Source organism: Oxynema aestuarii AP17 (assembly GCF_012295525.1).
Taxonomy (GTDB): Bacteria; Cyanobacteriota; Cyanobacteriia; order Cyanobacteriales; family Laspinemataceae; genus Oxynema; species Oxynema aestuarii.
Genome location: NZ_CP051167.1, coordinates 4,533,603 through 4,558,321 on the forward strand (window position 1 = coordinate 4,533,603; position 24,719 = coordinate 4,558,321).

Annotated in this window: 16 protein-coding genes; 11 read left to right on the top strand and 5 right to left on the bottom strand. The window is 49.8% G+C overall.

The window, feature by feature from the left end:
- Window positions 1–156: 156 nt before the first annotated feature.
- From HCG48_RS18330 to HCG48_RS18340, 3 genes are all read left to right on the top strand, one after another.
- On the top strand, window positions 157–402 hold the full coding sequence (locus HCG48_RS18330; protein ID WP_168570439.1) for a hypothetical protein: 246 nt from the start codon (window positions 157–159) through the stop codon (window positions 400–402).
- 322 nt (window positions 403–724) lie between these two features.
- On the top strand, window positions 725–1,366 hold the full coding sequence (ccmP, locus tag HCG48_RS18335) for a beta-carboxysome protein CcmP (RefSeq protein WP_168571956.1): 642 nt from the start codon (window positions 725–727) through the stop codon (window positions 1,364–1,366).
- A gap of 106 nt (window positions 1,367–1,472) precedes the next feature.
- Complete coding sequence (locus tag HCG48_RS18340; protein WP_168570440.1) at window positions 1,473–2,045, top strand: pentapeptide repeat-containing protein; 573 nt, start codon at window positions 1,473–1,475, stop codon at window positions 2,043–2,045.
- Between the two features lie 206 nt (window positions 2,046–2,251).
- Here the strand turns inward: HCG48_RS18340 and HCG48_RS18345 are convergent, their stop codons facing one another.
- Window positions 2,252–2,635, bottom strand: a complete 384-nt coding sequence (locus HCG48_RS18345) for a hypothetical protein (RefSeq protein ID WP_168570441.1) — start codon at window positions 2,633–2,635, stop codon at window positions 2,252–2,254.
- Window positions 2,636–3,123: 488 nt separating this feature from the next.
- Here HCG48_RS18345 and HCG48_RS18350 point away from each other — a divergent pair, with 488 nt between their 5' ends.
- From HCG48_RS18350 to HCG48_RS18385, 8 genes are all read left to right on the top strand, one after another.
- Window positions 3,124–5,334, top strand: coding sequence for a DUF3854 domain-containing protein (locus tag HCG48_RS18350; protein ID WP_168570442.1), 2,211 nt, complete (start codon window positions 3,124–3,126; stop codon window positions 5,332–5,334).
- A gap of 163 nt (window positions 5,335–5,497) precedes the next feature.
- A complete protein-coding gene (locus tag HCG48_RS18355; protein WP_168570443.1) occupies window positions 5,498–6,163 on the top strand; it encodes a class I SAM-dependent methyltransferase in 666 nt (221 codons plus the stop codon).
- 59 nt (window positions 6,164–6,222) lie between these two features.
- A complete protein-coding gene (locus tag HCG48_RS18360) occupies window positions 6,223–6,738 on the top strand; it encodes a hypothetical protein (protein ID WP_168570444.1) in 516 nt (171 codons plus the stop codon).
- Window positions 6,739–7,157: 419 nt separating this feature from the next.
- Window positions 7,158–7,943, top strand: a complete 786-nt coding sequence (locus HCG48_RS18365; RefSeq protein WP_168570445.1) for a hypothetical protein — start codon at window positions 7,158–7,160, stop codon at window positions 7,941–7,943.
- Between the two features lie 419 nt (window positions 7,944–8,362).
- Window positions 8,363–8,575 carry a hypothetical protein gene (locus HCG48_RS18370; RefSeq protein WP_168570446.1) on the top strand — a complete coding sequence of 71 codons (213 nt, stop codon included), beginning with the start codon at window positions 8,363–8,365 and terminating at the stop codon, window positions 8,573–8,575.
- A gap of 103 nt (window positions 8,576–8,678) precedes the next feature.
- The gene (gene infC / locus HCG48_RS18375; RefSeq protein ID WP_168570447.1) at window positions 8,679–9,206 is read left to right on the top strand and encodes a translation initiation factor IF-3; all 528 of its coding nucleotides are present in this window, start codon (window positions 8,679–8,681) and stop codon (window positions 9,204–9,206) included.
- Between the two features lie 317 nt (window positions 9,207–9,523).
- Window positions 9,524–10,789, top strand: coding sequence for an adenylate/guanylate cyclase domain-containing protein (locus HCG48_RS18380; protein ID WP_246259623.1), 1,266 nt, complete (start codon window positions 9,524–9,526; stop codon window positions 10,787–10,789).
- A gap of 37 nt (window positions 10,790–10,826) precedes the next feature.
- Window positions 10,827–12,221 carry a collagen-like protein gene (locus HCG48_RS18385; protein ID WP_168570448.1) on the top strand — a complete coding sequence of 465 codons (1,395 nt, stop codon included), beginning with the start codon at window positions 10,827–10,829 and terminating at the stop codon, window positions 12,219–12,221.
- A gap of 30 nt (window positions 12,222–12,251) precedes the next feature.
- Here the strand turns inward: HCG48_RS18385 and HCG48_RS18390 are convergent, their stop codons facing one another.
- The 4 genes from HCG48_RS18390 to HCG48_RS18405 form a co-directional block, all read right to left on the bottom strand.
- Window positions 12,252–13,241, bottom strand: a complete 990-nt coding sequence (locus HCG48_RS18390; RefSeq protein WP_168570449.1) for a hypothetical protein — start codon at window positions 13,239–13,241, stop codon at window positions 12,252–12,254.
- Between the two features lie 286 nt (window positions 13,242–13,527).
- The gene (locus HCG48_RS18395; protein WP_168570450.1) at window positions 13,528–15,141 is read right to left on the bottom strand and encodes a peptide ligase PGM1-related protein; all 1,614 of its coding nucleotides are present in this window, start codon (window positions 15,139–15,141) and stop codon (window positions 13,528–13,530) included.
- A gap of 394 nt (window positions 15,142–15,535) precedes the next feature.
- Window positions 15,536–17,536, bottom strand: coding sequence for a response regulator (locus tag HCG48_RS18400; protein ID WP_168570451.1), 2,001 nt, complete (start codon window positions 17,534–17,536; stop codon window positions 15,536–15,538).
- A gap of 476 nt (window positions 17,537–18,012) precedes the next feature.
- A complete protein-coding gene (locus tag HCG48_RS18405) occupies window positions 18,013–24,327 on the bottom strand; it encodes an AAA family ATPase (protein WP_168570452.1) in 6,315 nt (2,104 codons plus the stop codon).
- Between the last annotated feature and the right edge of the window lie 392 nt (window positions 24,328–24,719).

Genomic DNA, 24,719 nt, shown 5'->3' on the forward strand with positions numbered 1-24,719 from the left:
AGGTATTCTACAGTAACTTATAGAAAAAAAGAAATTCTGTAAAGGATATGGGAGTTTTTTAGTTTTCACTGCATTTAATCGAAGGAAATCTCAAAATTGATAGATGCAATCTTTTAAAACAGTCTAGTTGACTCTAGTATTGTTTAATTTTAAAACATGAAATCGATCGAGTTGCTACGCTTCATTACTGAATCGGTCGATTCCCATTTGTCGTTGTTTAAACAGGACTTCACTAACACGGAAATGAGAGGAGTGGGTGGAAATCGCGATAATTTAAAAGGCTGGGGAAGCATGATTAGGGAAGCGATCGCCTCACGTGAAGGGGCGATCGAAGCCAGAATTATGATAATGAACTCGCTTTCGATAGATTTTTATCAAAAATTGCTGGTCATCAATCCGTGAAAGTTTCCCCAATCTTTTCTGATTTGGGCGATCGCCGCCCTTAACTGCTCCAAGTTAGCGATCGCGCTTTCCGGAAGCGACAGATCCGTCGGATCGGTTGGATCGTGCCATCAACTATAGGGATCGACGACTTCGCTGTAAAAATCTTCGAGTAAGCTGCGATCGACAGCGCGATCGCCTCACGACGAATAGCGTTACGAGAGAGTCGGCCAAAAAGTACGATATTCCGAGAGATCGCCTCCCTAGGGACTTGTGACTTGCGACTCCCTTGCAGGGTAAACTCAAAGGTTGCACGCCATGGAAGCAGACGGAGACGGAAACCTTGGGCATCGAACTGCGAAGTTATGTATTTTTAGATAGTTTGCAGCCGCAACACGCTGCGTATTTGGGGACGGTCGCCTTGGGATTTTTGCCTTTACCGGGGGATTCCTCGTTGTGGGTAGAAGTGTCCCCTGGAATTGAAATTAATCGGATTACCGACGTGGCGCTCAAATCGACGGTGGTGCGTCCCGGGGTGCAGGTGGTGGAACGGTTGTACGGGTTGTTGGAAGTCCACGCCAGCAAGCAGGGGGAAACCCGAACGGCGGGGAAAGCGATTTTAGACGCCCTGGGAGTTCGGCGTCAGGATTGTTTGAAACCGCGCGTGGTTTCGAGTCAAATTATCCGTAATATCGACCCCCACCAGACGCAGTTAATTAACCGAACCCGGCGCGGTCAGATGATTTTGGCGGGACAGACCCTTTACGTGTTCGAGGTGCAACCTGCGGCGTATGCGGCGTTGGCGGCGAATGAGGCGGAGAAAGCGGCGTTGATTAATATTTTGCAAATTCAGGCGGTGGGAAGTTTCGGACGGCTTTATCTCGGCGGGGAGGAACGGGATATTTTGGCGGCGTCGAGAGCCATTTTGGCGGTGATGGAAAGTTTACCGGGTCGGGAACATCCGGGAAGCGGCAGTAATGAGTAGAAATTCCGATCGCCCCCGTTAAAAAACGCGATCGCAATTCGGCGAGATCGCGGTGAGTTTGCGACAATTGTAGGCAGTACCAATTGATACGAACTCAAGCAATCTTATGGAAACGACAGAACTACTAGCCCGTTATGCTGCTGGAGAACGGAATTTTCGCGATACCGACTTGTTTCGCGCGGAATTGATGAATGCAGATCTCAGTGGCGCGAATTTATTCCGGGCCAAGTTATTTCGGGCGAATTTATTTCGCGCCAATCTGGTCGGGGTCAACCTCTTTCACGCCGTTTTAATTGGCGCCAACCTCAGTGGGACGAATCTGAGTGGGGCGGATTTAATCGGGGCGAATTTAGTAGGGGCCGATTTACGCGGGGCCGATCTCAGTGGCGCCGACCTCAGCGACGCCGATCTCAGTGGCGCCGACCTCAGTGGGGCCAATCTCAGTTATACGGATTTTACTCGGGCGACGTTGTTTCGGGCGGAATTAATTGATGCCGTTTTGAACAATACCAATTTCAAACGGGCGAATTTGAAAGCGGCGAATTTCAGTGGGGCGAAGTTGAATGACGTCAACTTCACCGATGCGATTGTCAATAAGACCCACTTTTCGCTGACTGAGGGAATTGGCGAGGATCTGGAAATGGAGTTGAGAGAGCAAGGGGCATTTTTCGATCGCTAGGCGATCGCCTCAGAATGCAGTGGGGCGGCGAATCGATCGCGATGCAATCCCAACCCGTTTCACTGAGTTAACTTGTGACCATGGGAAAATCCTCGCTATCCGATTTCACTCGAATTGCGCGAAATAGCGGGGATTTCTTACATGATTGAGAAACAATTTAAAGGCTTAAAAAGATAACTTTTAAAAGGGAGGCGATCGCCGATTGCCTAATTCAAATCCGAATGACCTTGAAGAGATTCAGAATATAAAACATGGGGGGGCGGATCCGGTGAAAAATGATAGCTGATATGGGCGCCATTGGGATAGAGAAAAGTACAAATGACTGAGGTTTCCGGATTGTATTTAATAATTAATTCTTGCAATCCCGACTCTTTCCAATCGCTGACCATTGAGGAAAGTTGGCCGAGGGTTCGGTATTTCAATTGCCAATCTTCCAAGGTCGTGCTGTTGTTCTCCAATTGTCTGAGAATAATTAAAGTCCCTTTTTCTTCAAAATTCTTGTACCCTTGATAAGCCAGTTTGCCGAGTAACTCTGCATTATGTTCGATGGCTTGCAGTTGGTCTTCTCTAGATTCTAAAGGGCTATTCATCGTAGTTCTATCGATTTTCCCCGATTGTTCACCCAGATTTTACTGGGTGATAAGCATTCGAGCAAACAGTATTTTTAAGGATTTTTGAACAAAGTCGAGGGGAGCCACATTTTCAATTCCCTTCCGACGCCCTAGCCGTAGGCGCATAACTCTTGAAATCACAAGGCTTTTGAAGCGATCGCCCGGGAAAAACGCGCGCTTCGACTCGGGAAAAGTGTAACTCAATTTCACAAAAATAAGAGTAAGACGATCGCGAAGGCGCCGAAAACGGGGCGCCACGATTGCCAGAATCTCTGCGATCGAGTAGGGACGTGCCTCGTCGGCTTAAAAATGGGTAAATTTGCCTCGATCGACACGCAAAAATCCCAAATCTAAAATCGAATGGGTCTTGCCAAAAATCGCCGCGACGCCATACTTCAGTTTTACCGCCCCAATCCGATATACTTGCCACTCCTGGCAATCTCGATCCCAACGAAGGAGTGTTAAGCATGGTTACTCAACAAGTCCCGACGCCACGCCGATTGAGTGACCTGAGCGATCGCCACTATCGCTACTGCGTCGAGGAACGGGGCCTCGATCCCGATTGGATTGTCGCCAACTGTCGCACGGTCGGCGCCGAGGAAGCGGGAGAATTGTTGGGCTACCCGGCGAAAAGCGAGGGGATTTGGTTGCAAGGAAGCGCTTACCAAGGACAATTCAAGCCAGACCGTCCGTGGCGATCGCCCGAGGGATCCTCCAAGCGAGCCCCCAAATACCGATCGCCCCTCGGCGAATACGATGCCATGTTGCCCCGCCATCCCGAGGATCCCGACTACTGGGAAGTCGGATCCCTCAAACAAACCGCGTTTCAAATCGACGGTCACCCCTGTCTGTTACTCACCGAAGGCTTCTTTAAAGCGATCGCCGGATGCGCCCACGGCTTGCCCACCGTAGCCCTCCTCGGCGTTGAAATGGGCCTGACCTCCGCCAGCGCCGACCCCCAAGGCAAACGCTATCTAGTCCCCGAACTCGAACGCCTCGCCCGGGCCGGTTTCGGCTTCGCGATCGCCTTCGATGCCGACTGCGCCACCAATCCGGCGGTCAATTGGGCTCAATTCAAACTCGCCCGCCAACTCAAATGCTTCAACGTTCCCGTCTACAGTCTCACCGGACTGTGGGACCTGCGCGACGGAAAAGGACTCGACGACTACCTCCACCGCCACGGCGTCACTCGCTTCATCCGCGACGTCATCGGCGCCACGATCGACATCGACACTTGGGAACGACAATTCGAGCAGACCAAACCGCCCCAGGTGACCCGGTCGAGATCGCGCAAACGCCCGTCCCCTCGGGAATTGGGCTTGGCGATCGCCGAAAAATACCAATTCAAATGGGCCTTTCACGACGAACAACTCGTCTGGCGCCAATTCGACGGCAAAGCATGGCACACCTTGCGCGACGGCGTCTTCGCCCAAATGGTCTTTGAAGAAATCGAAGCCCGTAATGTCGAATTCGACACGGCCCGTTACGTCAAAAACACGATCGACATCCTCAAACTCAAACTGACCGTTCCCTACTGGAAAACCTGGGATCGATCGCGCTACATCGCCTTCGACAACGGCATTTTAGACCTCAAAACCGCCAATCTCCTCGAACATCACCCCCGCTATCGCTTCACCTCCCACCTCAAACGCGCTTACCTCCAACCTCCGGCGCGGGCGATCGCCCTCAACCCCCTCGAACAACTCCGCCAATATTGCCCCCATACCTATAGATATATGATGTGGGCGATGGACAGCGACCCGAAGCGCGTTCTCAAACTCCTCGCCATTATCAACGGCGTCCTCACCCGCCGCTTTTACGACCTGGAAATGTTCGTCCACCTCGTCGGCGAACCCGGTAGCGGTAAATCGACCTTCGCCCGCCTCTTGCAAAAAATGGTCGGTAAAGGCAATTACGAATCTTCCAGTTTGAAAAAACTGTCCCAAGATTACGAAATTGCCAAAATTATCAACAGCCAACTGGTCGTCTGTCCCGACGAAGACCGCAAGTTCGGCGGCTTTGGCGGTCTCAAAGCCCTCACCGGAGGCGATAATATTTCCTATCGGGAAATCTACAAACATCCCGCCAGCAGCCCGTTTTACGGCACGATCGTCATTCTCTCGAATCAGGCCATTTTTGCCGGAGATACCACCGGACTCGATCGCCGCACTTGCTTGGTTTCTTTCCCCAATCGCCTCAAAAAACACCAACGCGACCCCCAGATCGAACTGTCAATCGAGGGTGAATTATCTCATTTAACCTGGATCGTCCTCAGTTTGCGCGATCGCCAAATTAACGAAGTCCTGCGCGGTCTCGGCATTTTTCACATTCCCGAATTTCAACTGCAAGCGTGGCAATTGTGCGTCCAAACCAATTCCGCCGCCGCCCATTTGGAAGAATTTCTCGTCAACAAACCCCATTCCTATACCCCGGTGGTCGAACTCTACGCCCACTATCAAGAATTTTGTAAACAATCCGGTGCGATCGCCTTCTCTCGGGAACGCTATTTACAAGACCTTACCCGCATCGCCAATCACAATCTCGAATGGCAAGGATTGCGCCGGGACGGCTTAGTGCTCGACGGGAAACGCACTCAAGTTTTTTGGGGCATTCACTTGCGCAATGGCGTCACCGACAACCACCTTCCCACCCCTAGCGAACAGTTTCAACGGGTTTAAGTTCGACGGGTTTCAGGCGATCGCCATCGAGAACGTGCTTTTTTTACCTTTTGGATTGCACCGAGGGATAGGATATATTAGCCGTATTCCAGACAGCTTTTGTTACGCGGATTGTCTGGGGTGCAAATCTATCCCTCATTCTTATAAAAAAGGAAATTCAACAATGAGCGATCGCCACAGTTCATTCAAACCCGATGCCCGACGCATTGAGAAATTTTATCAAAATTATGTCGATGTCATGGGTCAGACCTCCGGTTGGAGTTCTCCAGAACGGGCTTATAAAGTCTATGAAATCTGCTCTAAATCTCCCGCTCAAACTTGGTCTACTTTTGACAGCGTGTTAGATGTCGGTTCGGGAGAAGGGGAGTTTTTTAATTTTTTAAAAGAACGACGGGATTTTTCGGGAAAATATACGGGAATAGAAGTCTTTAAACCCTTTTACGAGACCTCGGTCGAACGCTATGGCGATCATCCGGATACGGAATGGATTTATGGGGAATTTCTCGGCCATGATTTCGGCGATCGCCAATTTGATTGGCTGATGGCTTTAGGCACGTTTTCCTCCCGCCAAGACCATCAGGAGGAATACGATTTTCAGCTTTGCCAAAAAATGTTTAGTTTGGCTAAAAAAGGAGTCAGTATTTATTTGAATGATTTGCATAATAGTTCGCCGCCGGAACGATTGAAGAAGGTTCCGGATATTTGCTTGCACGACATTCCCCGATTTATCGAGAAGGTCGAAAAAAATTTCCCCGTTTCTCAGACGCAAACCCTCTCTTTCTCTCTGAACCCTCCCGCCAGCATGGCGATCGTTCATTTCCTGCTTTAAGGTAAGTTTTTCGATTATTGAATATGAGGACGCGATCGCCGTAGGAGGGCAATGTTATTATGTTTCCTCACGAACATTTCACCATCGTCACTGCACTCGATCCCGACGCCGTTCGCCAACGGTTATCGACGGTGGTCGAACCCCCGAAAACTTTTCGCTGGCAATGGGGAAATCCCGACAAACCTTATCAAGGGGAAATCGGCGATCGCTCTTTTAAAATTAGCCGAATTATTCATTATCGTAACTCATTTTTACCTGTCATCGACGGACGCATCGAACCGAACGGGACGGGGAGTAAAATTAGCATTAACATGAAGCTACATCCCTTCGTCCTGGTTTTCATGTTGGTGTGGTTGAGCATGGTCGGTCAAATTCCAGCGATGTTTTTAATGGGGATTCTTTTCGCCCTTTTTACAGACCAAAAAGAACAAGTTCCGATCGATTCAGAAAGTTATTTATTTTTGTTGTTTCCTTTGGGGATGTTTGTTTTTGGGTGTGGTTTACCTTTAATTGGATTTTGGCCGGAAGCGCGCAAATCTAAAGCATTTTTAATCGATTTATTGGAAAAATTATAATTTAATTCGAGATCGGCTGTTAGACATTTAAACTGTACGAGTTAAGGAGCGCGATCGCGAAAGCATCGACCGAGGAGAATCGTTGCTACAGGATTTCTCACTCTGCTGAGAAATCCTTTATGGTATTTTCCTCTGCTATGCAAGACATTTAGATCCCCGTAAATCCCCCCAACCCCCCTTTCAAAGGGGGGCGAAGGGGGGATAGGGGGAACGGCACTTTACCTCATCAGATCGCCTGCTGTAGGTTGTAAAATTCATGGATTTTCGGGACACGACATTGCCGTGTCCTTATGACGATTCGGCTAAAATATCAAATCCTATGACACCTCAAGAACTGTCACACTCAAGCGAGCTTTGTTAGAAAATTTCGCCAGATTGAAATTAACAAATTTCCCATGTCAAAATAGAAAAGAGGCGATATGGAGTATCGAGGAAACCCCGTAAATTTTGGTATTTTTACGGTTGTTTTATTCGTTTTAATCTTGCTCGTATTTGCGATTTTGCAATGGTTGCACGTTCCTGTCGGGAGTTTTCTAGATTGGGCGATCGCGGGAGCCAGTTTTTGGTGGTTGTTGGTGGTCACTACGGTTCCGTGGAATATTCATTTTGCGGCGAAGCAGGTTCTCGATGAAGGGGAACAATCCCAAGAAAAAGGGATTGCGGTGGAGACGAAACAACTGCGTTACGTGCAGAAAATTGCCCGCCGCAGTTTGCAAATTGCGATCGCCTTGCACCTGTTATCGGCCCTCGGTTTTTATTTCCTCGCCGCTACGGGAATCGGTGCGATCGGTTATTTGAGCTCGGGAGCAGCTTTATTATTAACGGGATTGCGTCCGGCGGTACGCGCTTATCAATATTTAGCCACCCGTTTATTTAATATCGGTCGCGAGTTTAAATACCCCCGGGAGGACATTGTAGAATTGCGCGATCGCGTCGCTTTGTTGGAAACGGCGACGGAAGACCTCGAAAACTTACTCGACGGCGAACAACCTAACTCGCTGACGGCGAACCAACACCGCGCACTGGAAGCGTTGCGCCACGATTTATCCCGGTTGGCGAGTGCTCACGAGGATTTACGCGCCACGAATCAGGCGGATCACGATCGCCTCTCCCGGGAAGCGCGCAATGCGATCGCTCAATTGAGCGCCGATAGCGAATTCCTCGATCGCGTTCGCGAAATTATCCGTTTTTTCAAAAATGCCTGAATCTCTGCCTCAATTCCCCGATTTTCGCCTGTTGGGGCTCTAAATTGGCACGGGTAGGGGCTTGAAAAATCTTAATTATATTTTTAGAGCCGATGGCCCGTCCGGGAGCGCGATTCTCTTTTGGAGACGCTTTCGCGTTGGGCTCGTCGTTCTGTTTTACCGGAACTTTTCGGGAGGCGATCGCGCGATCGCAAACTGCCAAAGCTCAGTCATTGCAAGGGATTTGAGCTGTACAGGGTTTCGGCGGTTCCGCCGCGATTCTCCTTTGGAGACGCTTTCTCGTTCGCCGACCGAGAAACTGCCGAGATCGACGGGATTGGGCGGCGCGATCGCTCGCCACGGTCTATCTACAGAGAGATACCCGAAATAAATGGAGTATGATAGAAAGAGACAAGACAACTGCGAATTCCCACAACAACTTGAATTTTCAGATCCCAACTTCCAGACTGCACGTATATTTTTTGCCCGAGCGCACTCGCTGTGAAATCGCTTCACCCCCGTTGCTCAATGATTTTACGGGTTGCAACGCGCTCGATCGCGCTCTGACGGATGACTGGGTTGGGTCGATGAAAACGGCGATCGCATCTAAGGGCGATCGCGGGGTGGGGAAGTTTGCATCGGCGGTTTTCTAAAACTCATTGTCCCCCACGGGGGGCGCTATTCCTGGCGACGTTCGCGGCGATCGCGAACCACCTCCCCTGTTTCATTGTCGTTCATTAATTTGGATCCATCTCTATGCCTATGATTCAGAAGCGAGTTAAAACTCAGAACTTACCCAAAATCAACGAAAGAATTCGGTTTCCCAAAGTTCGGGCGATCGATACCGACGGAACCCAACTCGGCGTGATTTCCTCTCGCGAAGCCCGCGAAATTGCTGAAGAGAAAGATTTAGATTTAGTCTTAGTCAGCGATAAATCCGATCCGCCGGTTTGCCGGATTATGGACTACGGCAAATATAAGTATCAACAAGACAAAAAGGCAGCGAAAAAGCAGCAAGGCTCTCAACTGAAAGAAGTTAAGATGCGCTATAAAATTGGGGAACACGACTATAAAGTTCGTAAATCCCAAGCCCAACGCTTCCTCAAGTCTGGCGACAAAGTTAAAGCGACGATCCGCTTCCGAGGTCGAGAAATTCAGCATACGGATTTAGCGAAAGAATTGCTCGATCGCATGGCTGCCGACCTCCAAGATGTGGGCGAAGTGCAGCAAGGACCGAAAAAAGAAGGGCGGACGATGATGATGCTCGTGGCGCCGAAGAAATAAACCCTACGGATCTGCACCGTCGAGTTTGACGGAGATCTCGAAAGGACTCAGGAGCGATCGCCGCCTCTGAGTCCTTTTTTAGCGCCCTTCGCTCGTCCGATCGCCGAAATTGCGGGGGAAGGCGATCGGCTACAACCTACGAAGATCTCGGGATACAATCATCTCAAGAGGGGGAGGCACGACCCACGGCGATCGCGGGCCGCTTGCCAATCATTGAGAAATCATTGAGAAATCATTGAGAAGATCGTCGAACGTCTGCTGCGATTGAGGGGTCATCAGGGAATCGATTTTGTTCGTTCTATTCACTCCAGATCTCCGTGTTAAATACATCTCCAACCAAGCCGCACAACCTCATCGATACTCGCCTGCACGGCACCCGTATGAGTGCGTTTTTGCGCGAACTTTTATCGAATAGCGGGCATTTTTTAATCTTTAACGTCCTTTCGGAAATTTCTTTATTTGGTTGGCGATCGTATCTGACCTCTCAAAGTCATTATTTGATTACGATCGCCCTATGCGCGCAAGCGTGGTATTTATCGCGACCGAAGGCAAACCGCTTTTGGGGCAACTTTATCGGGCCGACGATTTACACGCTGACCGATTTACCCTTAGATGGTCTTGAGTTTTTCCAAGAACCCAATCATCTAATTTTATGGATCTTTTGTCTGGCGATCGCCACCTTGCAAGGATTGCGATGTCACTGGACGCCGGGACTTAAAAACTGGATCGTTCCCCTAGAAAGTTTCACCCGTAGCGGCATGTTAATTTCCCTCTACGTTATTTTAAAAATCAAAGCGGAACATTTGCCGTTGTCTGGGGCGCAAATTCTCGATATTTTTAGTACGGCTCACCATCAATTCTTTCTAGAAAGTACGATCGCCATCGGTCTGTTAGTCGGCTTGCAAACCTTGCAAGTGAGCCAGCAACAGGAAATCCTACAAGAAACCGCCGTCGCATTACGCAATTTGGCGCAATGGGGCTTGGGAACTCACGTAGTGAGTACCGCGATCGCCGATCCCGATGCCTTGGGATTTCAGCGCCGCGATCGCGCGATCGTCTTCCTCGACGTGAGAGGATTTACACACTGGTGCGAACAAACCGCCCCCGACCGCGTGGCTCAGGTTCTCAATACTTACTACAATGGCGTCGAACCGGCTGCCGCCGAATTCGATCCCTTGCGGATTACCCTGACGGCGGATGAAGTGATGGCGATTTATCCCACGGTGGAACAAGCGGTCAACGCCGCTCAAAAAATGCGCGACGCGGCGATCGCCGTCCTCTCGTCCCACGGGTTGGGCGCTGGATGTGCGATCCACTACGGCAGCGCGATCGAGGGACTTTTTGGCAGTGAAGACGTGCGAACTTATACGGCGATCGGCGATGTCGTCAATACGGCCAAACGGATCGAAAGTGCGACCCCTGCCGGAGAAATTACCATTTCCGATGCCGTTTACCGACAGCTCGGCGATCGCGCGATCGTCGAACCGTGCGAGGCGATCGCCGCCAAAGGCAAAAGCGAACCGATCGCCGTCTGGCGGTTGCTCGAATGGCGCCAGTCTCCCGATCGCCCCGATTCGTGCTAGAACAGCGATATCTGGTTCTCTTGACAGACTCACGACTATGTTACTGCGTTCGATCGCCCCCCTGGGCTTACTCCTGCTTGGCTCGATCGGTGTTGTCACGACAGATGTCCCCCGAGCGATCGCCTGCATCGCTTTTGACTGGGACGGCGACACCGAGACTTTCGGCGATGATGGCTACGACGGGAGCGACGGACGCAACGGCGAGGACGGGCGCTCGGGACCCAACCGAGAAATTGTCGCCGATGGAACCGAGACGGTGCTCGACTTGTCCGGGAGCGACGGGGAAGATGGCGAGGACGGGGAGGACGGCGATCGCGCGCGATCGTGCCGACAGCCGCGCAAGACTGAATACAACGTGAGAGGCGCCCCGGGCGGTGACGGCGGCGATGGCGGACGCGGCGGCGACGGCGGCGACGGCGGCGATCTCACAATATATTACAGCGATCGCGCCGACTTAAACAAAATTTACGTCGTCGCCGAGGGCGGACGCGGCGGATCCGGCGGTCGCGGCGGCGACGGGGCCCGGGGGTGCGACTGTCGCGAACGAGATTGGGATGTGGAGATTTGCGAGACCGTCGAAGGCCGTTCCGAACGCCGTTGTTTCGATCGCGAATTCCGGTGTTGGGACGGCGACGACGGCGACGACGGACGCCGGGGAACGAACGGCAGATCGGGCGACCTAGGCCAACTCACATTAGTCCCCGGCGGGGAGCCTCTCCCGGAAGACCGCCCGAGTGCCACGATTTCGCTCTCACAATTCGGCGATCGCCCGGTCTCCCTCTCCCGACATCGGTGGGAAACGCAATTCGGCGCCACGTCTCTATTAGCGCCGGGATCGAAAATTGCCGACGAATATCGAGAATATATCGACACGATCGCGGGGGATTTTAGCCTGCGCTGGAACGACCCGCGCGCGATCGCCCGCTACGGGGACATTCCGGTAGCATTAAATTTAGTCGAAGCGGGTAAAGTTGAAGCGACTGTTCCCGAATCGATCTGGATCGCTGCGGCGGTTTCTCAAGAGAATCAAACGACGATCTGGACGATCGATCGCATTTTACGCGAACAAGAAGCAACCCAGTTAAAGGTCTCTGAATTTGCAGGGAGTCGTCAAGATTTGAGGTTAAGCGCGATCGACAGCGCCGCAAAATCGGATATTTTAACGACGGACTTCGCGATCGTTTATCGTTCCACCAAGTTCGGCGATCGCCTTGGAACTCGTTCTAATTACGACGTCCGTTATCAAGGGGAAATTCCGCCGGAGTTGGTCGAACTCGACTACAATCGCTTTACTTTAAATTTAGGAAAATTGCCGATCGACGATCGCTATTTAATGTCGGGGGTCGGGGTAGATATCGAGATCGAAGTCACGCGATCGCTCGGCGATCGCTCGGCAAAACAAACCCTGATTTGGCAGGGAACAATTCGATAAATTGCCGCCCTTCTTCTCAATCCCCTTCGCTCACGGAGTCCACGATCGCACCCGTACTTCCCCGGACGGACTGACGAGAATCTGAAGCCGTGCGTGCGGCACCTCCACCCCTTCTCCCGCCAGGGAAATAATGCCAAAACGTGCTAGAGGTGTGCTTTCTCCCAAGTCGTGGGCGGCGCCGTTAATCGGTTGGTAGCTGTGAAGTTGGCCGTCGCGAACGACGATCGCCGCGTAAACTAACCCTTCCCCTTCGCCAAACGCCCCCTCTAACTGCCGTTGCAACTGCGCCGACAACTCGGCGAGAATCTCGGGATCGTCGATTTGTAAAGCGGTTTTCGCAGAGGCTGGAGGGGCGACGGTTTCCCGGGTACAGGGGAACAGGGCGATCGCCTGCACCAGTCCGAAAGTCGCGCCTGACGCTAATTCCAAAATAAAGTGGGCGATCGCCCCACCCGTCGCCCTCGTTCCCCATCCCAGGGAAAACAGCAGCAAGCGCAACACGGTCACCGCCAACATCCCCAGGGAGGGAACCGCCAACCATCCCCACACCCCCGTTGCAGACCGCCGCAATGCCACGGTTTGCGCGATTCCTAACGCGACAAAGGCGGCGGGAGTCCAAAAAATCGGCCACAATAACGAGGCGCCCGTCCCCCATTCAACCCATTGCAGTGAGGGAATGCCAGTCCCCCAAATCCCCGCGATCGCCGCCGAGATCGCCCATCCGACCGTCGTCGCGATCGCCCAGGCCCACGGTTGGACGTAACCCCACAGGGAAAACATCTGCAACACCCCGACCGCCGCCCCGGCGATCGTCCCCGCCACCACAATCCCGACGATTCCCGTCCCTTGCAAAATATCCGGATTTTCCAAGCCGAGAGACGGTCCGTAACTGCTACCCAACCGTCCCCCGATCGCCCAAGCGACCGCCGTCGCCAAGACCAAACGTTCTGTCAGTTGGCGACGCTTACGCGGTGGAATGAACGGGGTTTTGAGGCGAGGTTCGGGCCGTTCGGAACTCATATAAGGGTTGAAGTTTTCAGCAAGGGTTTATAGGCGCGCATATTCCCCCACTCTACTACAGACATTCTACCAGACGTCGGGCGGATAAGTCAAGGGAATTTTAGAGTTTAGAGGGTAAAGTTTAGAGTTTAGATTTTAAGTTTTGAATTGAAACAATATCGGTTGTTTTTTTAGCAGTTCTCCTCGACTTAATCCCTCCTGACTTCTCATTTTTGGTGATATTTTTCCCTGTTGCATCTCTTCCTTCTTCCCTTTTGGCTTTTGCCTCCTCTCGACTTGCGACTCCCTATCTCTTCGCCTCATTCCGTCCATTCCAGGCGATCGGATGCGTCGGCGGCATTTCCCACCGTTCGTTCGTTTCCGCGTGCATTTCGGTTTCGCGGTCGAGCACTTCAATCACTTTTTTATAAACGTCTTCTGCTTGTTGGGGAGAATTGGCGATACTGGTCAAGCCTAACTTGCCAAACTCCGACAAACATCCCATTAAATGAAACACCGTTCCCGTTTCCGTGCTGCTGTCAAAATGGAGCTGATGGTAGGCGATGATATCCATTAAATCATTCGGCAACAAGCCCCGATAGCGGTCTTTTTGTAAATTGTCCGTAGCGCGATAGAATTTAGCCCGTCCTTGCTGGCTGTAAAACATCCCGCTTGAGAGTTCGTAGCGACCCATTGTTAATAGTTTTAATTCCATAAATGGATGAGTCGTACCGCCTTTTCTCAGGTTAATTTCGATGGCGTGAAGTTGCCACTTAGCCGGGCGATCGCCCGGGTTATTGCAAACCGCAATAAAATCGACACCGAAGCGTTCTAATGCTCCTTTTGCCGATAAATTTTGGCCAATTCGCAAGCCCAATTCTTGCAAGCGCAAGCGATAAGATTCATCGGCGGGAAACAAGCAACCGAGATACACTTGGCCGTCGGGACCGCCTAAAATTTGGTCGTGAGTCGAGAGAATTTCGACCTTACCTTCCGGTGTAATCCGACATTGGACGCTCGGCGATCGCTTCGTCGTTCCTTCGATAAATAACTCGACGATCGCCCCCAATTCGGGGATGCGACTGGCAAAAGTGTCCCAACATTCTCCACTGGCTTGAAAGCTCATTTGGGTCAGGCGTTCGCGCAAGAGCAGCGATCGCCGTGACGGCGAGACTTCCGCCAAACCTTCGACATTGAGAAGGGCGTTCCCTTCCCCGGAAAAGCCTTCGTTGAGTTTGACCACGAAGCGACGCGCTTCGGGTTGCTGTTGCCACAATTGTACAGCCGCTTCGGCGAGGTCGTCCGCCGATCGCACCAACTCACTTCCCGGGGGATGGGGGATCCCGCATTCGGCGAAAATTTGGCGCGACCCGCTTTTCGTTCCCCAGTAGAGTAAATCGGGATCGACCGCCAGCAGGGGGATTCCGAGGCGGACCGAGAGTTCCCGTTCGAGGGGAGTGGCGTTAAAGCAGACCATATAGGACTGTTGGGGTCGCAAGGCGCGCCAGATGCGTTCCACGAGGCGAGGACGGTCTAAGATCTTGCGGGTCAGGGGTTGGGGAGACGAATCGTAGGTGGAGAACAGCAACAGGCGATCGCGCGCGTGGGAAAATGGAATTCCCGGTAGGAGTTGCAAGTAGTAATCGATCGTACTCGGATGTAAGGGTTGTGAGGTGACGTAAATCAGCCGAGTGCGGGGATTTCGCAAGCGAATTAAGGAATATAAATTGCGTTCTTCGTAGTGGTGAACGCCGGAAATTTTTTGTAATTCTCGTTGGTCTAAAGTAATCGAAGGAATGACGACAATATCGTTATCGCCGCGATCGAATTCGTCGATCGTTTGCCAGCGATCGCGCAATTGTTGTTGAAGCTTGCGAAATTTCTCCCGTAAATCTTCTTCCGAAATCGGTTCTCCGAACATCCGTGGTGGTCCTTATGGGGTCTTAACGTCTTATTGTAACGATCTTGAAACCCCCACGGCGATCGCCTGTCACATTTAGTAATATTTGCGTAATATTTGCGGCTTCTGAAAGTCCCGTTTTTTAAGAAAGATGTAGGGAGATCCTCCGCACTCTATTAGATTTAGAAAAGCACGAGAGTTCTCTCTGTAATATTTTTTAAATCGATCGATTTCATTGACGATCCATCCCCCCAACCCCCCTTTTTAAGGGGGGAGTCCAATCACGTCCCCCTTTTTAAGGGGGATTTAGGGGGATCCGAATTCTATTTCATTCTCTTCAAACAGGGGATAGACGGAGAACATCGATCGCCCCAACACGATCGCCCGGTGCGAGACAGTCACGATTTAAAGCAATTTAGACAATGTCATCTTGGAGTAACTCGAAGATCAGATCGAGGCGAATTTCAGTCACTAAATGCCCTAAAATGTCCTTGCAGTTAAAGTTACATTCGGGAAGTTCTTCAAGTAAATTGAGAACCATATTTTCATTGAGCGTAGTCACGGCATTGTAGAGGCGATCGCGCCATGCTTTAGGCATATTGGCAAGCTCCGAACGCAACAGCAAAGCATCATTCGGATCGAGTTTACCCGAAGAAGTAAAGCGCACCTGTAAGCGCTTATTTTTATTGTCTTTCTGGAAATCTTCATAACAATATTCTAAGTTGAGATATTCGGCAAGTTTTTTATAGAGAAGATTTTTATCCAGAGGTTTGGAAATGATATCATTGTAACCGCTTTCTTGAATTTCTTGTTTTTCTTCTTCAAAAGCGATCGCCGTCGTCCCCAAAATTTTTACTTTTTCCCCTTCAGGGGTAGCGCGAATCCGTTGGGTGGCTTCTTTGCCATTCATTTTCGGCATTTTGACATCCATTAAAATCAAATCGGGTTGCCAATCTTCCCAAATTTCTAACGCTTCTTCGCCGTCGGAGGCTTCGCGAACTTGAAAGCCGAGGGGTTCGATCACTTTGAGCAATAATTGACGGTTGGTTCTCGAATCGTCTACCACTAAAATGCGATAAGACGGCGAACCGGGCATGACGCCAACGATTTTCTGGTTTTTTTCAACAGTTGAAATAGTCGAGGATCTCCCTAGATTTGAATCGAGGCATCTGAGGGGTATTTCAAAACCAAATCTAGATCCTTTATCTACTTCAGACTCGACCTTAATTTCCCCTCCCATTAAGTGAATAAATTCCCGAGCAATTGACAATCCCAATCCGGTTCCTTCTTGACCTTGACGACCTTTGCTCGCCTGAGAAAAAGGATTAAAAATACTCTCTATTTCTTCCGGTTCGATGCCACATCCCGTATCTTCAACGGCAAAGTAAACCGTGGAGCAAGCAGGACGATCGCCGTTCCCGGACGCCTCTCCCACCTCTTGGCGCGATTCGACCCGTACCGTCACCGAACCGATTTCGGTAAATTTAAGAGCATTTCCAATTAAATTAATTAAAACTTGGCGTAGTTTGACTTGATCTCCACAGACGTAATGGGGTAGATTGCGATCGCGATTGAAAATCAGCTTGACCGTTTTTCCATGAGTTTTCACCAAAAACATATTATGGAGATCGTCTAACATTAAATGGAGGTCGAAGTCATCCTCATGAAGTTCCGTTCGCCCCGACTCTATTTTAGACATCGATAGAATATCGTTAATCAACGTCAGCAAATGTTTGCCGCTTCGCTGAATAATATCGATCATTTCTTGAGATTCTTGACTTAATTCTCTGGCTTCCCCGAGCAGATCTGCAAATCCCAAAATTGTATTGAGAGGCGTTCGCAACTCGTGACTCATGGAGGTAAGAAAGTCACTTTTTGCTTGATTGGCGGCGGCGGCGCGCCTCGCTTCTCGTTCGGCAATTTCCCGTGCTTCTTGCAACTGTTTATTTGCAGCTTGTAGCTGTTCCTCGGCCTCAATTCTCTCCTCAACTTCCCGTTTTAAATTTTTATTTTGTACGGCGAGATTGGCTTGCAAAGCACCGATCGTCAGTTGGTTTTTAACCCGTGCCAAAACCTCGGACATTTGAAAGGGCTTATTGATATAATCTACCCCGCCACATTCAAAGGCTTTGACTTTATCTAAGGCTTCGTCTAAAGCACTTAAAAAGATAATCGGAATATTATGAGTTGCCGGATTAAGTTTGAGTTGACGGCACACCTCGTAACCATCAATTCCAGGCATTTTTATATCCAGCAAAATTAAATCCGGCGGATTGGATCGCACCGACTGCAAGGCCAATTCTCCATCGGGAGCCATGCGAACTTTATAGCCACTGTCCGATAAAGTTTGCATGAGCAGTTGTAAATTGGCTAGGGTATCGTCAACGACCAAGATGCTGGCTTTGTAAGTTTGCATCAACCCTCACTCCTTCTCTAAGTTCATCAATTCTTGCTCTAATTCATCGGAATTGCACCACCGATTGGGTACGGATCTCCACGGTGGGATCCGCCCGAACCCAAAATCCCTCTCTATTTCTCTATTGTTGTAGCCTGTCTAACTGACAATTGAGACCGTTTGGCTTGCTTCCCTGAGATTCGCAATGGTTTGGAGGGGGTGAGTTCGACCCGAAAACCAACCGACAGTTGCGGTTTTAACTAATTTCAGTGAGAGATGAGTAACGATCGCCCCTTATTTTTTCCTGAGTTTGAGTCAAGGGACACCGAGTTGAATCCGGTTCCAAACTGTCCTTTTTCCTTATCTATTTTACGAGATCTGCAAGCAAGTTTACGAAAACTTATTATTATGAAAAGTTACAGCCAACACATCAGTGCTTCCACTGGCGTGCTTTGCGGGTTCGGCCAAAAATATACGGTTCTGGGTCGCAAATGGCTTTAGGGGTTTTTGGGGACTGTCAATGTTAACAGTTCTTTAAAGCGAATTTGGCGGGCTAATTCGCTCAATCCTGCGGCGATCGCCGGGTATCCCTCGCGAATCTCGTCGATCGCACTCAAAATGTCGTCGAGATCCCCTTCAACCACCGCCCGATGGCACGACGCCAGCCAAGAAGCAGGTAAATCGGCCATCATCTCCCGGGTAAGGGCTTCGCGGGGTGTGGTTGGGGCGCCTGCAGGGGGTTTGTCCTCGTAAATGTAGCGAACGTTGAGAAAACGGGCGATCGCCTCGAACAGTTCGATCGCCTGAAAGGGCTTACATAATAAAGCATCGCACCCCGCCGCAAAAATCGAGCTGTGTTCGGGTTCGAACGAACTCGCCGTCACCGCCACCACGATCGTCTGACGACCGCGTTCGCTACTTTTAATCCGTTGGGTGGCGGTGTAACCGTCGATCGTGGGCATCCGCATATCCATTAAAATTAAATGGGGCTCGAATGCCTCCCACACCGCGATTCCCTCTTCCCCATTAGTCGCCACGCGCACCTCAAAGCCAACCGACTCCACCAATCGCTGCATCAAATAGCGGTTTTCTTCGTTGTCATCGACCACCAAAATGCGGTAACTCGGCTGATTTGGCGCCAGACTGACCACGCGACCCTCACCGAGGGAAGTTTCGACCGCCGACGCTTCGGCGACGGAAACGGCGATTGTAAAGCGAAAACAAGTCCCCACCCCGGGTTCGGACTCCACACTCATCGACCCTCCCATCAGTTCGGCGAAATGACGGGAAATTGCCAAACCCAACCCAGTTCCTTCTTGGACCTGTCGTCCGGATTCCGTTTGCGAAAACGGTTGGAACAGTTTGTCGAGTTCGGTAGTCGCAATCCCCACCCCGGTATCGGCGACGGCAAATTCGATCTCGCAGCGATCGCCCGGTGGTAAACTGATTCCCGGATCGCCTTTCGGGACGACCGTCAAACTTACCCGCCCTTTTTGTGTAAATTTGAGGGCATTATTGAGTAAATTAATTAAGACTTGGCGCAATTTCAATTCATCCGTATTGATATAACGAGGTAGTTCGGCACTGGCTTCGAGTAAAAGCGTCAATCCTTTATTTTTTGCTTTCCAATCAAACATTTGTTCGAGATCGTCGAGGAAGCGATAGAAATTGAAGGCATTCTCGTTGAGGGCAATCCGTCCGGCTTCAATTTTCGACAGATCCAACACTTGGTTAATCAACTGTAATAAATGCTGTCCGCTTCGCAAGACAATATTGAGGCTTTCTTGCTCTTTAGGATCGAGGTGGGAACTGCCTGCGAGGAGTTCGGAAAATCCCAGAATCGCATTGAGAGGGGTGCGTAATTCGTGACTCATATTCGCCAAAAAGGTACTCTTGGCTTGGTTGGCGGCTTGGGCTTCCCGGGTCGCGGCGGCGAGTTCGGCAGTCCGTTGGGCGATTTGTCGCTCTAAGGTTCGGTTGTAATTGGCGAGTAATTCGGCAGCTTTTTTGCGTTCGGTAATATCCTGAAACACGTTAATGGCGTAAATAATTTCACCGCGATCGTTATAAATTGGCGTGCCTTTCACTTCTAAGGGAACGATGCGATCTCTTTGATGAATTTCGATATCTTCCAGAGAAACGTTTTCCCCTTTTAAAGCGCGTTGGCTGGGTAATTCTTCCATGGGATAGAGTTCGTCGGTTCCGGCGCGGTAAATTTGATACGCTTGGGACAGGGTTTCGATGGTCGTTTCTTCCGTGATTTTATAACTGAGTTCGTATCCCTTCTGGTTCATGTATTTAACGTTACCAGAGGGGGTAATCACGGAAATCCCGACGGGAATAGCTTCTAAAAGTTGGCGCAATTCCCGTTCGCGATCGCGCAATTGGCTATAAAGTTGTGCATTTTCGATCGCGATCGCCACTTGTCCCGAAAGTAACTCGATCGCGTCGAGTCGTTCTTTGCTAAAGGCACCGATAATTAAAGGATTTTCTAAATAGACAATCCCACGAATTTGACCTTGATTCATTAACGGGGCGCACAAAATCGATTTGCAGGTATTGGCGCGCAAATAGCGATCGCTGCGAAAGCGTTCTTCGGTTTCCGCATTGTCGAGAACGACTGTTTTATGCGTTCGCATCACGTAACGGGCGATCGAAGTCGATAAAAAGGGCGTATCTGCCGACTCTTCCAGGGTTTTAAGTTCAATTCCTAGGGCCGATGTTGTAATTTCACCATCTTCGGTGCTTCCTGCGGCTTCGACCGTCCAATTTTCCCCATTTTTGAGCATTAAATAAGCGCGAGATGCACCGACATTTTCTAGTAAAATTCTCATCAAAGAATCGAGCAAGCGATCGATCAAAACTTCCCGGGCGATCGCCTGAGACGCTTTCATTAACGCCGCCACATCTAACGATTTGTCTAAAGTACTTGCCGTAGTTTCGATGGTGTTTTTTGGTAGGGGCGATCGCTCTGAGATTTGAGGAGAAAGCAAATCCGGATACTCCCGTTCGAGCTGTCGGACTTTCCCCATTGCCCCCCAAAACAAATAGTGATAGTAAGCTTTCTTTAAATAGGTATCTGCAATATCTTCTAATTTGCGATCGCGATAAAATTGCGCGGCCCGTTCGCAGGCGAGAGCTTCCTCTTGTAAATAGTCATTTTCTCTCGCCCCACGAATCGCCTTTTCGTAAGCCCGAACGGCTTCCCAGTCCTGTCCCAATAATTTTAGTTTTTCTGCCTCGACTAAATCCCATTTATGTTGAAAATTGGTCGGCGCGTGTTCCGCCCAATATTGGAGTTTATTGTGGCAGCGTTCGACTTCTTCTAAGATCGGTTTTCGTTCGCCTTCCGGCACGGTTTCACAGACAGCCAACCCGGCTAAAGCGCGATAAAAAGGATTGTAAGCCCACGGGAATAATCCAACTATTCCTCCTTCATAAACTAGGGCGCGATCGGTGTACTCGAAGGCACGACGATACTCTTTAAACAAATAACAAATAATTGCTTTGATTAAATAAAAATTGTAGAGAATGGAAAAATTATTGCTCTCGATCAGAACATTTTCCATTATCCCTTCGTCAAAATGGCTTCCTTGCAAAATTTCCACTTTCTCGTTCTTAGATTGACGCAGATTTTCGATATATTGCGCCCAGATTTTGACGTAATTGAGCTGAAAGTTTTGTTGTAAATCGGCAATTAAATCGTGATAGTCTAAAATTTCGTTATAAGCCGTTTCTAAATTATTTTCCAGCAAGGCAATATCGTGGCAGTAGTTAACTGCAGCATAACAAGCAAACTCCACTTCTCCCGTAGCAATGCCAATAGGAATCACTCGTTTTTTGAGAGGTTCCATTGCTTCTCGTGCCGACTCTTTCCAATGAATGATAAACGAATAAAAATTATTAATAATACGACATTCAATGTCCTGAGCTTGATATTTATCTAAAACCTGTAAAGCCAGTTTTCCGAATTGATAACCCCGTTCGATTTGCTGCAAAACACTGCAAAGGAGTAAGCCGTACAAGGCGTAAGCATAAGCCGCTAAAGGACAGTTGCCAAAGCGCAAACACAAATCGACCATTGTAAAAGCCAGGGAGGCTAATTTTTGAGGTTGACCCGTGTAAATTGGACCGAATAAGCGCATTAAAATCTGCATGGCCGCTTGTTTGTAAGGATCGGTCATTTCTGAAAGATTGTAAAGCTGCTCGATCTCCAGATCCACGATCGGTTCGCTGTCGATGAAAGGAACGCCCAATTCTTCTAAAATAGTCATGCCCCGTTGAATAGATTCTGACATTTTGTTCTGGGCGCTATAGACCAAAATTTTGGTAATGTAAAAGCCCACCTTATCCAGAGAAGTATGGGCGTAAGAGATAGCGATCGCGGCCAATTTGATAGCGCGTGCATAATCGAGATTTAAGTAAAGAGTTTCGGCAAATTGCGCGTACAATTCTAGAGTTAAAGAATATTGAACCGACCAACTTTCCTCCGGTAAAAGAGCGAGCGCGCGTTCAAAATAGTGAATGGCGGCACTGTAGGCGATCGCCTGTTTGGCTTTGCATCCGGCTTGCTTGTTGAGATCCAGAATTAAGCGCCGTGTTTGCTCGTCTTCAACCAAATCGATCGCATTATTGAAGCGATCGACGATCGCGAACAGGCGATCGGAAAATTGTTGGGGGGGCGTATGTTGTAACAACCAACGACCTAACAGTAAATTGAGCTGTTGGCGGCACTCTGGCACGATCGAATGATAAGCAGCTTGCTGAATGCGATCGTGGCCGAACTTGTACTGTTGAATCAATAAGTTTTCATCAAAATTAGAAATCGGCAGAATCAAGCCTTGTTGAATCGCGAGTAATAAATTTTGGAAAATTTCTGGGCGGGAGAGGGGGGAAAGGGCGCCGAGAGCATCTAACTCAAAATCCGACCCGACACAAGCGGCAAAACCGAGAAGGGTTTGGGTCGATTCGGGCAGTTTTTGAATTTTTTTCAGCATCAACTCGACGAGATTATCGGTCATGTCGAGTGCTTCGATGCGGGTGAGATTCCATTGCCAGGTTTGAGTATCGCGATCGAAATCGATCTCGGTTTCGTTGTAGAGGGTATTGAGAAATTCTTTGACAAAAAAGGGATTGTTTCCCGTTTTTTTAGCCACCAACTGTCCCAAGGAAATGACGCTCGTTTCCGAACAATCTAAGGTATCGGCAATCAGACGATTGACATCTTGATTCTTTAAAGGGGCGAGGGTAATTCGATCGATCGCCGCCCCTTGTTGGCGGAGGGTATCGAGGGTTTGCATCAACGGATGGGTCGGACTGACTTCGTTATCCCGATACGCACCGAGTAACAATAGATATTTTAAATTCGTCGCCCCCATCATCACCTCGATTAACTTGAGACTGGCGGTATCGGCCCATTGCAGATCGTCGAGGAAAATCACCAGGGGACGATCGCGATCGCAAAAGACGCCGAGAAAGTCTTCAAACACCCAATTGAAGCGGTTTTGAGTTTCCATCGGCCCGAGTTCGATCGCGGGAGGCTGCGGTCCGACGATCGCTTCGAGTTCCGGGATCACCTCAATCATCACCGAGATATTGTCCCCGACTGCTTCGAGGAGGCGATCGCGCCATCGATTTAAAGATAGCTCACTTTCGGCGAGAATTTGCCTCACTAAATCTCGCAACGCCTCGATCGCCGCTTTATAAGGAATATCCCGTTGAAATTGGTCGAATTTCCCGGCAATAAAATAGCCTTTCGCTTCCGTAATCGGCTTGTACAGTTCGCGTACCAGTACCGATTTACCGATCCCGGAATAGCCCGCCACGAGCATCATTTCCGCTTTTGGCTCGCCATTTTCGGCAAATTCGCCCAAGTGGGCCACCCGATTAAAGGTTTGCAAAAGTTGTTCGATTTCCCGTTCGCGTCCGTACAGTTTTTGCGGAATTTGAAAGCGATCGCAACGGTCGTTTTTAGCAACTTCAAAGGGTTCGATCGCCCCGGTGGCGTCCCACTCTCGGGCGCAATCTTCCCAATCCGCAAGCAGTCCCCAGGCGCTTTGATAGCGATCTTCGGCAGTTTTCGCCATTAGTTTCGCCAGAATCGGCACCAGGGCTGCAGGAATGACCCCCTCGAACTGAGGACGTTTGGCTAAATGTGCGTGAATTAACCCTAAGTCGTCCTCGCCGGAAAAAGGTAGGTGACCTGCGAGCATTTCGTAAAAGGTGACGCCGAGGGAGTAGAAATCGCTGCGATAGTCGAGGGAACGATTCATCCGCCCCGTTTGTTCTGGGGAAACGTAAGCAAGGGTACCTTCGAGGAGTTGGGCGGTTTTAAAGTTGGGTTGTTCGCTACTCAGTCGCGTGGAAATGCCGAAATCGATAATTTTAAGTTGATGGGTTTCGGGATGAATGATGATATTGCTGGGATTGATATCTTTGTGGATGATATTTCGCTCGTGAAGTTCGCCGATCGCCCGGGTAAGTTCGATGGCGATCGGCAGGAAATCCCCGACGGAAAGGGGTTTACCGTCCAGCCACTCTTTGAGGGAAATGGCGCCGATATCTTCAAAAATAATTGCAAACGTATTTTGATACGGTTGCCAATCGTAAGCGACGATCGCGCGATCGCACTGCAAGCCAGAGGCGATCGCGTACTCTTGTTTGTAGCGGACAATTTGCTCGGATTTGGCAAATTTTTGCTTGAGCAATTTAATCGCTACCGGACGGCGATCGCGCGATCGAACCCCTCGATAAACGATCGAGTTGGAACTTTCATAAATTTTTTGGGTAATGTCGTATCCGGGAAGTTTCATGGAACTGTTAGAGAAAGACGTCAAGCAGAAATCGAGAGTCGGGACTTCAGAAAATGGCACGTCCGCCGAACTCCCCCGTATGGGGGGCGTGGATTGCTCAAGCGATCTTGAGGGGCGATCGCCCCGATCCCCTCAAGGGATCCAACTCGTCGATAGATTCAGTGAAAACCCTGAATTGATTCGCTCCCTTCCAAGGATCGCTCCCTTAGTATTCCCGTGGAAATACTGTTTTTCCCTGTTTTTCCCTTTTCCGATTGCCTAGGCGCGCGCGGGGCGCCTCACAGACCGATCGCCCCGTTCTCTAACTACTGTATAAACTATCGATCCCTGGAACCGAAGTCGATCTAAGAAATTTTACAAAAATTTTTAAACTTTAAAAATTTATTCGAGCA

What these genes read in the sequence shown, in the direction of transcription:
- HCG48_RS18330 (WP_168570439.1), top strand. Translation starts at nt 157, where the DNA reads ATGAAATCGATCGAGTTGCTACGCTTCATTACTGAATCGGTCGATTCC.
- HCG48_RS18340 (WP_168570440.1), top strand. Translation starts at nt 1,473, where the DNA reads ATGGAAACGACAGAACTACTAGCCCGTTATGCTGCTGGAGAACGGAAT.
- HCG48_RS18345 (WP_168570441.1), bottom strand. Translation starts at nt 2,635, where the DNA reads ATGAATAGCCCTTTAGAATCTAGAGAAGACCAACTGCAAGCCATCGAA.
- HCG48_RS18350 (WP_168570442.1), top strand. Translation starts at nt 3,124, where the DNA reads ATGGTTACTCAACAAGTCCCGACGCCACGCCGATTGAGTGACCTGAGC.
- HCG48_RS18355 (WP_168570443.1), top strand. Translation starts at nt 5,498, where the DNA reads ATGAGCGATCGCCACAGTTCATTCAAACCCGATGCCCGACGCATTGAG.
- HCG48_RS18360 (WP_168570444.1), top strand. Translation starts at nt 6,223, where the DNA reads ATGTTTCCTCACGAACATTTCACCATCGTCACTGCACTCGATCCCGAC.
- HCG48_RS18365 (WP_168570445.1), top strand. Translation starts at nt 7,158, where the DNA reads ATGGAGTATCGAGGAAACCCCGTAAATTTTGGTATTTTTACGGTTGTT.
- infC (WP_168570447.1), top strand. Translation starts at nt 8,679, where the DNA reads ATGCCTATGATTCAGAAGCGAGTTAAAACTCAGAACTTACCCAAAATC.
- HCG48_RS18385 (WP_168570448.1), top strand. Translation starts at nt 10,827, where the DNA reads ATGTTACTGCGTTCGATCGCCCCCCTGGGCTTACTCCTGCTTGGCTCG.
- HCG48_RS18390 (WP_168570449.1), bottom strand. Translation starts at nt 13,241, where the DNA reads ATGAGTTCCGAACGGCCCGAACCTCGCCTCAAAACCCCGTTCATTCCA.
- HCG48_RS18395 (WP_168570450.1), bottom strand. Translation starts at nt 15,141, where the DNA reads ATGTTCGGAGAACCGATTTCGGAAGAAGATTTACGGGAGAAATTTCGC.
- HCG48_RS18400 (WP_168570451.1), bottom strand. Translation starts at nt 17,536, where the DNA reads ATGCAAACTTACAAAGCCAGCATCTTGGTCGTTGACGATACCCTAGCC.
- HCG48_RS18405 (WP_168570452.1), bottom strand. Translation starts at nt 24,327, where the DNA reads ATGAAACTTCCCGGATACGACATTACCCAAAAAATTTATGAAAGTTCC.